Genomic DNA, 12,521 nt, shown 5'->3' with positions numbered 1-12,521 from the left:
TGGGGGAAGGAGCCTCGGAGTGCATAGGGTTGCCTCCAGGTGAACGCTCACGTTGCCCTCAGGTCTGCCTCTCCCGGTGTCCTCCCTGGAGGCACGTGAGAGAGATGCGCCACCTGCTCGCTGGCCTCGCGGCGCTCTCGCTCCTCGTCATCCTGGTGGGGGGCCTTTCCGCCTTCCTCCTGCGATACACGGTGGACCGCAAGGATGAGGTCATCGCCCAGTATTCGGAGGATCTGATCCTCCTGGAAGGCTTCGTCTCCACCCATGAACGCGCCGCGCGCAAGGCCCGCTCCTTCCTGCTGACGGGCAGCGAGCGCTTCCTCCGTGACCGCCCGCAGACCCAGGAGAAGCAGACCCGCCAGCTCGAGGTGCTCGAGTCCCGCGCCCGTACGGAGGAGGAGCGACAACTGCTGGCGAGCGTCGAGGAGACCGAGGCCGCGCTGCGTCAAAAGCTGGATGAGCTGATCGAGCGCCGCAAGCAAGGGCTCGACACGGCGGAGGTCGGGCGACACCTGGAGCTGGAGGTCCAACCGGACCGGGACGAGCTGGACGCGACGCTGGCGACGCTCAAGCGCACGAAGGAGCACCAGTTGGAGGAGGCCCAGCGCACGGCGGCCAAGACCGCCTCCCGGTCCTTCACGCTGCTGGCGGTGGCGGTGGGCGGCTCCATCGTGCTGTCCGGAGCGCTGGCCTTCATGCTCCTGCGCTCGTGGAAGCGGCTGCTGGAGGCGGCGGCGTTCCAGCAGCGCGTCATCTCCATCGTTGGGCACGACGTGCGCAGCCCGCTGGCCGCCATCCTGGCCTCGACCAGCCATGCGCTCCGGCGCCCGGGGCTGGAGGGGTGGACGGTAAACATGCTGACGCGGGTGCTGCGCAGCGCGCGGCGCATCGAGGTGCTCACCAAGCTGCTCATGGACTTCTCGCAGACGCGGCTCACCCAGGGGCTCAACCTCGCGCACGAGCCGGCCGACCTGCACCAGGTCTGCGAGCAGATCGCCCACGAGGTGGGCGCGCTGTGGGTGGACCGGGAGCTGGTGCTGGAGAAGCAGGGAGATGGGCAGGGAGACTTCGACACCCAGCGGATGCGGCAGGCGCTGGCCAACCTGATGGACAACGCACTGCGCCATGGGACGCCGGGCACGCGGGTGAAGGTGGTGAGCCGAGGCACCAACCCGAGCGTGCTGGAGGTCCACATCCACAACGAGGGCCCACCCATCGACCCCAAGCTGCTGCCGCACATCTTCGAGCCGTTCCGGCACGGCAAGCCCGCGCAGGAGGTGGTGCGCGAGAGCCTGGGCATGGGGCTCTACATCGTCTCGGAGGTGGTGAAGGCGCACGGCGGCCGGGTGGACGTGGAGTCCTCGCGCGAGCGGGGCACCACCTTCACCCTGCGCCTGCCGCGCGTGCCAGTGTCCCCCGAGCAAGCCCCCCGCGCCTGAGGGAGCGCGGCCCGTGCCTGCCTGCCTGCCCTGGGGCCCTGTAGGGAGGACAGCTTGCGGTCCGCCGGTCCCGCCATGACCGTTGTGTCCTGGGGAGGATTTCCATCATGGCGAAGAAGGACTTGAAGCAGCCTACAGCCCAGCCAGCCGAGGACATGTTCGGGCGACCGACGGACACGCGTCACTCCGAGCCCGCCACCCGGGAGGGCACGAAGGCCCCCGTCCAGGACAAGACCGGCTCTCGCAAGAGCACGGAGCAGGAGGACGAGGACGAGGAGCGCCGTGCCGGGGGCATCAACGACATTCCAGATGGAGACGGGCCGCGCAGCGACCGGGGCACCAACCCACTGCCGGACGTCTACTGGGCGGACTACCAAGGCGACAAGTCGTAGCACCCTCGGTGAAGCCCCGGCTCTCCGTCCCACGGAGCCGGGGCCTGCCCTCCTGGCAGGTAGGACGACGGCATCGCGCGGCGAGCGACTTCGGGTATGCTCCGCGCGCGCAAACCGTGCCGCGTCCATCCGTCGCATGACCGGCACCGCTCGAGAGGCATGTTCATGAAGAAGCTGGGAAGCGTGGGGCTGCTGCTGGGAATGCTCACCCTGTCGGGGACGATGGCGTGCGAGGATCCGCCGGATCCGGCGAAGATCCACCGGGTCAAGGGCAGCGACCACCTCAGCAAGAAGGAGTTCAAGCAGGCGGCGGCGGAGTACGAGCTGTCGCTGCAGGCCGATCCCAAGCAGGAGAAGGTCTGGGAGAAGAAGGCCTTCGCCCACATGCAGGTGGGTGAGACGGACAGGGCGCTGGAGTCGCTCAACAAGCTGCTGGAGTTCAAGACCGACCCGGTCGCCAAGGCCGAGGTGTACAGCAGCCTGGCCAGCCTGCACATGACGAGCGGGCGCGCGGCGGAAGCCGAGGGCTTCTTCAACGAGGTGCTCAAGCTCAACCCGAAGGACGAGACGGCGCTGGGCTGGCTGGCGGAGATCTACGCGCAGCGCGGCGGCGCGCGCTCCATGGCGGCCCCGCTGGTAGATGAGCACCTGCAGAAGGCGCTCGGCTATTACGACCAGGTCATCGCCATCAACCCGAACAGCGCCAACACGTACCTCAACAAGCGCGTGGTGATGACGAAGTACATGGAGCACGAGCGCGTGCAGAAGGACGTGGCCGATCTCGAGGCGCGCGAGAACGTCAAGAAGGCGGACAAGGCCGCCGAGGCGAAGGCCCGCTCGGAGCAGCACGCGGCGCGCTACGAGGAGTTCAAGTCGAAGATCATGGAGCTGAACCAGAAGTTCGCCGAGGCGCAGAAGGCGGCGAAGGCCGCCGCGGCCGCGGCCCCCGCTCCGACTCCGGCCAAGTAAGGCCCGGCGCGAACCACCGCTGAAACACGAAGGGCTCGGGACCACGGTGGGTTCCGAGCCCTTCTGCTTTTCAGCCCTACGGTGCCTTCAACTCACTCGCAGTTGCTGCCCTCGTGGCGGCAGGCGTGGCCCTCGGCGTCGAGGGTGATCTGATAGAGCGACTTCACGCCCTCCTCGGTGGTGGTGATGGCGAGGCTGGGCACGCCGCCACTGCCACCCGGACCCGGACCCGGACCCGGACCGCCCGTGGGCGTAGTGCTCGGCCCAAGGATGGTGATGCCACGCGAGAGCTGGCCGCCACCCACGGACAGCTGCATGGTGGGCTCGGGCGCGCTGGCCACGCTGTTGAACTCCACGTAGCGCGCCCAGCTATTGGTGCTCTGGGTGAAGAAGCCCTCGGCGCAGTTGGCCCGGCCCGTGGCGTAGTTGGCCTGGTACACGCGCGCCTTGTTGGTGCCCGTGGTGGAGCACACCGCGCCCGAGCTGCCGCTGGGCTCGAAGGAGCCCCACACCATGCAGCCGCTCACCAGGGCGCCGTTGTTACCGGTGCCCTCGCTGCCGTTGGCGTACTCGATGTACCAGCCCTTGCCCGTGGAGGGCGCCTCCTGCTGGGCGTTGTCGATGACGCGCCCGCTGGAGTCGAACTGGCCCACGTTGACCAGCTGGCCGTCGGTGAAGTGGACGTTGTCATAGGCGGTGGCCTCCGCGTCGGTGTTGAAGGTGCGGTCCGGCGCCACGCCATAAGTCCACACGCCGTAGAAGCGGCGCGGGTAGGGCCGGTCGGCGTCGTTGAAGTTGAGCACCGTCCAGGTGTTGGCCGTCTCGCGGCAGCTCCACGAGGAGCTGTCGCCATCGCAGGTGTACTGGATGGAGCCCTGGTTGTCGGCCGTGCAGCCGTTGGCCGGCTCCACGTCCCAGCTCAAGGTGGCCCGCGCGCCGCCGCACGAGGCACCCGCCGCGTTGGCGGTGGCCGCGCCGGTGGCGTAGTGGAAGTCCTGGAAGTTCGCGCTGGAGCTCCAGGCCTCGGAGCCACCCCGCTCCACCTTCACGGAGGTGTTCACCCTGCAGCCCTGCGCCGCGCAGGCGTGCGGGTTGGAGAGCCGGCACGTGCTGCCCTTGTCGAGCAGGTTCTCCTTGTCGCCGGTGCCCACGAAGGTGCGCAGGTAGCCGGTATCGGGCTGGAAGGTGTTGGTGGTCATGTAGCTGAACGGTCCACGGACCGCCTCGTCATGAGTGCTGGTGCTGGGCTTCTCCACGCGGAAGGCCCGCGCGGCGAACCAGTTGTTGATGCGCTTGGCGCTGCTGTCCCAGGTGCCGGGCTTCCACATGCGCAGCATCCAGAGCTGGCCGCCGTAGTCGCCCACGGTGGCGCTGTCGAGCAGCAGGTCCGCGTCACGCGTCACATCCGTGCCCCGGCCGATGTCGAGCAGCGAGAGGCCCGCGCCGATGGGGTAGCGCAGGTGCTCGGAGCGGGTCTGGCCATCGCCGTGGAAGAAGCTCCACAGCGTGTGGCCCGTGGTGAGGTCCACGATGGCCATGCCGCGGCCACGGCTGTGGCTCTGGTCATAGCCGCCGTTGAGGGCCACCACCCAGCGCTCGCGCGCCGGCAGGCTCTCCACGAGCCACGGCGCACTAGAGGGCCCCGACATGCCATAGAGCGCGCGCACGCCATCATCCGCCTCGGGGCTCAGGGCCACGGGGCCGATGGGAGGCGGGCGGGGAGAGAAGTTGCTGAAGCTCTCGCCCACCTGCAGCGCGAGCGGATCGCACGGCTGCGGCCACATCCAGAGGAAGTCACCGGCCTGGTCGGGCACCACGATGTTGCCGGCCAGGTGCATGTTCCTGCCCAGCAGGCGCGTGAGGTCCAACGCGAAGCGGTGGACGCCGCCACGGCCCGTGCCCACCACGGCCACGGTGCGGAACTCGCCCTCCTGCTTGGTGCCGTCGGCCGCGCCATCCACGCCGTCGAGCCACACCTCGCGCACCATCGGCGTGGCGTCGACGAAGTAGGCGTGCTTGCCCAGGTTGGGCCGCAGCCGGGGCAGCATGTCCGGAGGGATGAAGGCCCACAGCTCCTCGCCCGTGCCCTCGTCGTACTCGCGGATGCGGGTGAGCGGATCCACCGCGCCGGTGGCGTGCCCGTTGTGGAAGGCGTGCAGCATGCCGCCGTTGGAGCCCACCAGCACCACCTTGTCCCGGTCGCCGGCCGCCTGCTGGTACGGCTCATAGGAGTCCGTGCCGGGCGTGCTGCCGGAGAACAGGGTGTACGTACACTGGCTGGAGAAGTCGCAGAGGATTCGAGGCATGGGCGGCTCCACGCTCACGGGCGAGGAGTGGAAGATGTCGTGCAGCAGGAACGGCCGGTCGTAGTTGCGCAGGCTCGGGTCCACGTTGAACACGTCCGCGCCCCGGTACCAGCGGATGACCACCTTGGCGCAGTCGTCCGGCGAGAGGCTGGGCACACCCAGTCGGGTCGCCAGGTCGTTGCACGCGGTGGCGTTGTCGCTGATGCCCAGGTAGTCGCGCAGCAGCGCGACGTTGGCCGGGTTCTCGTTGAACTCGATGGGCGCATCCTGTCGGTCGAGCTTGTTGTCGCTGTTGCGGTCCACCACGGTGTAGATGCGGCGGGTCATCCAACGCTGGGTGTTGCCGGTGGGCGGACGCAGCTTCGCGCCTGCCTCCCAGAAGGGCACCGCGGGAACGGTGGGCGCCGCGAGCTTCACGAAGTCACCCTCGTCGTTCTCGATGATCGCGTCACCCGCCGCGTCGATCAGGTGCGTGTCATTGCAGTCTCCGTCGTTGTTGAGGTCGCCCGTGCCGCTGGGCACGCAGTTCAGGAGCCGCTCAGGGCCGAGCTTGAAGCGGTAGAGGTAGCCCTTCCACGAGGCGGCCCGGTTGCGGCCCGGCTCGAAGCGAGGAATCACGGCCGCGCCCGCGGCACGCACCTGCAGGGAGCTGGCCGCCGCGCTGGAGAACGAGGTGGCGCGCGTCTGCACGTTGCTGATGATCTCCAGCAGCGCCTGCTTGAGGCTGGCCGAGTCCTCGGCCGTGTAATACAGGCCGTTGCCCACCTCGGCGGTGTGCTTGAGCAGGTTGCTGTTGATGCCGAAGCCCACGGTGTACACGCTCACGCTCTGCCGGCCGGCGGTGTTGAAGTCGGACGCCACCGAGCCGCTGTCCCGCTGCAGGTCCTGGTTGGCCAGCAGCTTGGCGACGTCATCCAGGTAGTAGTTGCCGTTGTCGTCGGTGTAGCTGGCGAGGTTGTTGCCCCGGTCCCGGCCGCTGCCGCTGTTGGTGCCGCACCACGCGGAGTCCGGGCAGTAGACGGGGCCGTCGTTGAGCTGGCGCAGCTTGTTGACGACGGTGGGGCTCAGGGTGTCGCTGGTGGGCTCGCCGTCGGTGACGATGATGACGGAGGAGGCCTGGCAGCCCCAGCACACGCTGCGGCCCGGCGAGTCGAGCGCGCCGTTGCGGAAGGTGGCCGGGTAGGCGTAGCCGGAGCCGAAGCCGAACACGTCGCGGTACACCCCGTCATCCGAGGTGAAGTAGAAGCCCACGTTGAGCAGCGAGCGCGCCAGCGGCGTGCCCGTGCTGAAGCCCAGGCTGTTGATGTCGTTGATGTAGCTCTCGCGGTTGCCGTCGAAGGCGCTCGCGTTGCTGAGGATCGCATCGCACGTGGGGTTCTGCCGCTGCCGCAGCTGCGTGCTGGTGGAGTCGTTGGTGAAGACGCTGAAGCCAGCGCGCACCCGGCGCAGATCCTTCACCACCTGCTTGAGCACCGCCTTGGCGGTGACGTACTTGGGCGGGTTGAAGTTGAGGAAGCGGCCCTTGAGGATGAAGTCCGGGTTGGACAGGTCACCGCTGTTGACGGCCTCGGCCTCGGGCAGCTTGTAGTAGCCCTTGGTGTCCAGGCACACCTGGCAGCGGGCGTAGTCCGCGGCGCGCGAGGTGTTCCAGTTGGGCACCTGCGACTGGCACGCCGCGTCCCGCGTGGCCCACTGGGGCGTGGGGTTGCTGCTGTCGCCCCAGTACATGTAGCCGTAGAACCTGTTGTCCTGGAACAGGTTGGGGAAGCCCGTGTCCGAGCCCAGCCCCGTGCCCATGTCCGGCACCGGGTACACGGTGGTCGGGTTCCAGCCGCGGCTGAGCTGGAAGGCATCCAGCCGCGCGTTCACGCAGCCGTTGGTGGTGTTGTCGAAGAACTCGATGTGGTTGCTGTTCTGGATCTGCGGCAGCTCGCGCATCGAGCCCGAGGTGTCGATGAGGAAGTGGATGTTGGGCGGCGCGCCCTCGGCGCTGAAGAAGCGCTCGTCTCCGGCCACGTCCTTGCCGCGCAGCACGTCCTGGATGAGCGAGGTGGTGAGCTGGCAGCAAGCGGCGGTGTCCTGAGTCGAATCACCGAGGTCGCTCTGCGCGGAGGCGATGCCTGCCATGCCGAGCGCCACGAAGCCGGCGCTCAGGGTACGGAGAATGGAAGTCCGGGAATGCATGGTGGTTACTCCCTGCGGAAGCGCCGAAGTCCTGGGGAGGTCTCCGGCGCACCCGGGACTCTGCAAAGTCCAGCCCTCCGCCGGCCCCACTCCAAGCAGGCGAAACCACGGGGGGTGAGGCCGCCGCGACCCGCGGATACGAGCGGCTGCGCCTCGCGAAGTTTGCGGGGTGCAAAGTTTGCGAGGTCCCGTGGAATTTTCGGGAACCCGCTCCGCGAGCGGTTGTCCAATCCGCCCGAAAGCCCAAAAAAGCACGAGGGAGGCAGTTCATGAGGCGGAGCCGTGTCGCCGTCGGTGGAGTCGTGTGCGCGCTGTTGCTGGGGGGGGGAGTGTCCACCGGTTGCCGCTCGCGCGAGGAACAGGTCGCGCAGATGGCGAAGCAGAGCGAGGTCCCCCCGGCGAAGAAGCAGGAGGTGAAGGAGAAGGCGGATATGCGCGCGGCGCCTTCCTCTCCGGAGAGCCCTCCGCCGGAGAGCGCCACCAAGAGCGATGAGGCCCAGGCGATGAAGTTGGCGCCGGCGCCCTCTGGCGTCGCCAAGCACCTCTTCGCGGGGAAGAGCAGCGGCTTGGGAGACTTGATGGGCGCGGGCAAGGGCGCCAGCAGCGGGCCCGGAATCGGCGGCCTGGGCGTGAAGGGCTCGGGCAAGGGTGGCGGTGGCACCGCCTACGGCTCGGGCAGCGCCACCTTCTCGGGCCGAGGCGCAATGGCCGGCAAGAAGATGGTCGTCATGGGCGCGCCCCTGTCTCGCGCGGCGCCTGTCGCGGATCCCGTGGCCAACACCGAGGGATACCAGGACGCGGGCATCAACCCGTTCGTCTCCGCAGCGGAGGACAAGCTGTCCACCTTCGCCATCGACGTGGACACGGGCGCGTACACGCTGGCGCGCCGGAAGATTCACGAGGGCTCGCTGCCGGCGCAGGAGGGCGTGCGGGTGGAGGAGTTCCTCAACTACTTCCGCTACAGCTACCCGGGCCCGACGGACGGCTCGCCGCTGGCGGTGCATATGGACGCGGCGCCCTCGCCGTACACCCAGGGCCGCCACCTGCTGCGAGTGGGCGTGCAGGGCAAGCAGTTGAGCATCTCCGAGCGCAAGAGCGCGCACCTCACGTTCCTGGTGGATGTCTCCGGCTCCATGTCCTCACCGGATCGGCTGCCGCTGGCCAAGCGCGCGCTGCGCATGCTCGTGGACAACCTGCGTGACGGGGACACGGTGTCGCTCGTGACGTACGCGGGCCATGTGAAGCTGGCCCTGCCTCCCACGGGCATGGAGAAGAAGGCGCTGATCCACGCGGCCATCGCGGAGCTGGAGGCGGGCGGCTCGACCGCGATGGCCTCGGGGATCGACGTCGCCTACGCGCAGGCAATGAAGACGCTGGATGACCAGTCCCTCTCGCGCGTCATCATCCTCTCGGATGGAGATGCCAACGTGGGCGCCACCAGCCACGAGGAGATCCTCAAGCAGATCCGCGGCTACGTGAAGGAGGGGATTACCGTCACCACCGTGGGCTTCGGCATGGGGAACTACAAGGACTCGACGATGGAGCAGTTCGCCAACCAGGGGAACGGCAACCACTATTACGTGGACTCGCTGATGGCGGCGCGGCGCATCTTCCAGGAGCAACTCGGGGGCACGCTGGAGGTGATTGCGCAGGACGTGAAGCTGCAGGTGGAGTTCGATCCGGCGCAGGTGGCGCGCTATCGGCTGGTGGGTTACGAGAACCGGGCGATCGCGGACATCCACTTCCGGGACGACAAGGTGGACGCGGGCGAGCTGGGCTCGGGCCACAGCGTGACGGCGCTGTACGAGCTGGAGCTCAAGCCGGGCGCGGGTGAGGCGTTGGCCACGGTGCGCGTGCGCGCGAAGAAGCCGCGCGGGGAGAAGGCCACCGAGCGTGCGTTCGCCTTCTCCGCCCAGGCGTTGGCGCCGACCTTCTCCATGGCGAAGGAGGATCTGCGCTTCGCCACGGCAGTGATGGGGGCGGCCGAGCTGTTCCGTCGCAGCCCGCATGCCCAGCGCTGGAACTTCGACCAGGTGAAGAAGATCGCCCGCGAGGCGACGCCCGCTGGCAACGCCGAGCGCGAGGAGTTCCTCCAGCTGCTCGACAAGGCCTCCCCGCTGGTGGGACGCGTGGCGGCGCGCTGACCCCGGACACCGATTCCCATACACGCCCCCCGAGCCACGCTGGTAGCGTCCGGAATCTTCATGGGAGGACCTCATGCGGTGGCTCCAGGCGGAATAGGCGTGCTCGCGCTCCTGGCGACAGGCTGCCCCTCTGAGTTCGGTAAGAGCGGTCGTACCGCCAAGGCCGCGCATCAAGACGCGCTCGAACTCATCCAGAAGCGCTGTACGGCGAAGGAGCGCGACGAGGCGTGTGGACACGGTAGGCAAACCTCAGCGGAATGTCGTGCGTGCGGCGGGTGAGCTGGCGCGCGCTCCTGGCGATCTGCGCGGGCGTGCTGCTGCCGCTGCCGCTCGTGCTGTTGTTAGGAGGGCTTCTGAAGCCAGCAGTCCCGGAAGAAGTCTCGGGAGGAGCCCCCATCAGCCCGATGCTCGACCTCGAGCAGCGTACGCGGCTGATGACTTACCGTCGTCCCTGCAGTTCGAGCACCGAGTGCGAGCCTCCGTTGGGCTGCTTGTTCGAGGCGCGCTACGGGCAGGCTTACTGCACCGACAGCCAATGCATGACGGATACACAATGTCCGGAGGGCCAGGTCTGCAGCGCCCTTGCCACTGCGAACAGTGGGCTGCGAGTGCGCATCTGCATCGCCACGGGCATACGCCAGGAAGGAGAGAGCTGCGTCAAGGTTCCGGACATCAAGGAGTCCGCCTGTGCACCTGGGCTGGTGTGCGGCGGACGTGACGGCTGGTGCTCGCGACCGTGTCGTCCTGGCATGACGGCCGATTGTCCCGACCGGTTCCTTTGTGTGGACACTCTCCCCCAACCCGTATGCCTTCCCACTTGTGAGGCACAGGGGTGCCCCGCGGGCCAACAGTGCGTCCGGTTCGATGAGGGCTCCTCGGTGTGCGCGCACGTTCATGGTCCCAATTGCCAGCAGTCGCCCTGTCCCCAAGGCCGCGAGTGCAGAGTGCGCGTTGAGACACCGCATCCAGGCAAAGCGTGGATGGAGTGTGTCGAGCGGTGTGGCGAAGACTTACCTCCCTGCGGCGCTGGACGGGTCTGTGCCGATTGGCGGTGCCTACCCGCCTGCGATCCCCAGGGACCGGAAGTCTGCGGCGAAGGTTATCGGTGCAGACAGCGCGGTCCGGACAAGCCCTTTGCCTGCCATCCCGACTGGTGGTAGCGCCCTCGGGAGGCTTTTCGGGCTCAGTGCATCGTCTTCGTCTTGTCCTCCGGCTCCGCCTTCTCTTGCTGCGTGGGGAGCCGGCTCACCACGTCCTTCATCTCGTGGACCCAGCCCGTCAGCTCGCCTTGAAGCACCAGCTCGGTGTTCTCCACCAGGGCATCGAAGTTGCGGCGCAGTCCCATTGCCTCGATGGACAGCGCGCTCCACCATGCCTTGAGGTTGTCCAGGTCCGTCGCCGCCTGGTGGTACTTCATCAGCCGGTTCTCCGCCTGCTGGAAACCCAACCACGCCGTGAGCGCCATCACCAACGCCATCGTCAGGCTGATCCACAGCTCCTGTCCCACCGCGCCCAGCACCGTGCCCACCGCGCTGATCCCGATGACACTCCACTGCAACCGTGACGCCTGGCGGTCCAGTGCATCGATCCTCCGCCGGTAGTAGTTCAGCTGCTCATCCAGGCGGAACCGGATGTATTGCGAGGGCGTCAGCGCACTGAAGCCATCATCCCCTCGCGACACCACGCTCGGTGGGGGAATGCGCCCTGTGTACGAACGCAGCGCGGAGAGGTTCGCCTCCGTTCGCATCAACTGACGGCTGATCGACTTCATCCGGCTCGCCAATCGGTGCTCGCAGGTGAGCCGCCCCGGCCGGTGCTCCACCGTTCCCCCCAGCGAACAGCGGTAGCGGTAGATCTCCCGCTTGATCGCCTCCGCGTGCGCTCGGAGCACGATCCACTTCGCGCCGAACTTGAACCGGCTCGAGGCCGAGACCAGCGCCGTGACCGCCGCCGCCAACGTCACGATCAGCGCCTGGCTCCCCAGGTCCAACGCCGGGCTGCTCGCGAGCCGCGGCAGCGCATTCTTGACCAGCACCGCCAGCGTGCCGAGCAGCCCCAAAAACAGGCTCCAGAACTGGATCCGCTTGAAGATGCGCTGCTGGCGCATGGCGTTGGCGTCGTAAGTGGCGAACCGCTGCCACGCCAGCTTCAGGATCGAGTCCTCTCGCAGCTCGCGGCTGATCAGCCGCTTGAGCTCTCGTGGCGAGCCCTCCAGCGGAAACAGGCAGAGGTCCCCATCCGAGACGATCTCCGCCAGCACCGGATCCTCGATGGAGCGCGGACGCTTGCGCATCAACGCCGCCACCTCGTCCGCCAGCCGGCCACTGCCCTGCACCACCACCACCGCCCAGCCTCGGCGCACCGCCCGGAGCACCTCCTGCTTGGAGAGCGCTCCTCCGTTGACCAGCACCACCACCACCGGCGCATCGCCCGCGAGCGTCGAGGCCAGCTTGTAGAGAGTCTGGGTCTCCCCTCCCCAGGCATCGCTGTCCACCAGGACGAAGTGGGAGTGATTCGGCTCCAGCGGCACTCGCGGCTCCGCGTCGCCCTCGGCGGCACTCTCGGGAGCGGTGACGCGCCCCGCAGGCGCCACTCCCACGAGCGTCGAGCGGTGTCCCCGGTCGGCGACTCCCTGCCCCATGAGGGCCATGACTCCCGACTGCGTGCCCCCATCCAGCACCAGCGCTCCCGTCTCCGCCGCCGCGCGCGCGATGCCCCGGCTGAAGAGCTGCTGCAGCCTCGCGTTCAGCCCCGCATCCAGCGCGTCCGCGCCCCCCAGCAACAGGATGAGCGAGCGCGGCGGGCCGCTCAGCCCCAACTCGTGCAACAGCTCGCGCGGCTCCGCCTCCGGCGCGGCGCGCACCCACCGCGCCCGGTTCCCATTCGGAAAGTGGATCTCCCCGCTGGCCCCTGGCTCGGACGGCTGCACGCCCCCTCCCGTGATTGCCCCTCAAGGGTAGGTTCCTGCCCAGGCCTCGACACCCCCGCCTCCAGGCCAGCCACCTGTGTGCCAGACCACGCGGGGCCTGCCCTCCTCGCACGGTGCAGCCCTCGCCCCCACACCCTCATTGTTGCCTGGGGGCCTGG

General features: G+C 68.3%; 6 protein-coding genes. 4 read left to right on the top strand and 2 right to left on the bottom strand.

Annotated features, from left to right (window positions below; all coding sequences use genetic code 11):
• Nucleotides 1-104: 104 nt before the first annotated feature.
• From SYV04_RS33610 to SYV04_RS33600, 3 genes are all read left to right on the top strand, one after another.
• Entirely contained in the window at nucleotides 105-1,439 is a 1,335-nt protein-coding gene (locus SYV04_RS33610; RefSeq protein WP_321550165.1) for a sensor histidine kinase, read from the top strand.
• 107 nt (nucleotides 1,440-1,546) lie between these two features.
• The gene (locus SYV04_RS33605; RefSeq protein ID WP_321550085.1) at nucleotides 1,547-1,831 is read left to right on the top strand and encodes a hypothetical protein; all 285 of its coding nucleotides are present in this window, start codon (nucleotides 1,547-1,549) and stop codon (nucleotides 1,829-1,831) included.
• A 165-nt stretch (nucleotides 1,832-1,996) separates the two neighbouring features.
• Complete coding sequence (locus SYV04_RS33600; RefSeq protein ID WP_321550084.1) at nucleotides 1,997-2,800, top strand: tetratricopeptide repeat protein; 804 nt, start codon at nucleotides 1,997-1,999, stop codon at nucleotides 2,798-2,800.
• 92 nt (nucleotides 2,801-2,892) lie between these two features.
• Here the strand turns inward: SYV04_RS33600 and SYV04_RS33595 are convergent, their stop codons facing one another.
• Nucleotides 2,893-7,290 carry a pilus assembly protein gene (locus SYV04_RS33595; RefSeq protein WP_321550083.1) on the bottom strand — a complete coding sequence of 1,466 codons (4,398 nt, stop codon included), beginning with the start codon at nucleotides 7,288-7,290 and terminating at the stop codon, nucleotides 2,893-2,895.
• Nucleotides 7,291-7,559: 269 nt separating this feature from the next.
• Between SYV04_RS33595 and SYV04_RS33590 the strand changes: the two genes are divergently transcribed.
• Nucleotides 7,560-9,434 (top strand): vWA domain-containing protein, encoded by a 1,875-nt coding sequence (locus tag SYV04_RS33590; RefSeq protein ID WP_321550082.1) that lies wholly within the window; start codon nucleotides 7,560-7,562, stop codon nucleotides 9,432-9,434.
• Nucleotides 9,435-10,617: 1,183 nt separating this feature from the next.
• Here the strand turns inward: SYV04_RS33590 and SYV04_RS33585 are convergent.
• Nucleotides 10,618-12,363, bottom strand: a complete 1,746-nt coding sequence (locus tag SYV04_RS33585; RefSeq protein WP_321550081.1) for a DUF4231 domain-containing protein — start codon at nucleotides 12,361-12,363, stop codon at nucleotides 10,618-10,620.
• Nucleotides 12,364-12,521 lie beyond the last annotated feature (158 nt).

This window comes from Hyalangium ruber, from assembly GCF_034259325.1.
In the GTDB taxonomy this organism is placed as follows: domain Bacteria; phylum Myxococcota; class Myxococcia; order Myxococcales; family Myxococcaceae; genus Hyalangium_A; species Hyalangium_A rubrum.
This window is presented reverse-complemented; position numbering and strand designations above follow the sequence as displayed.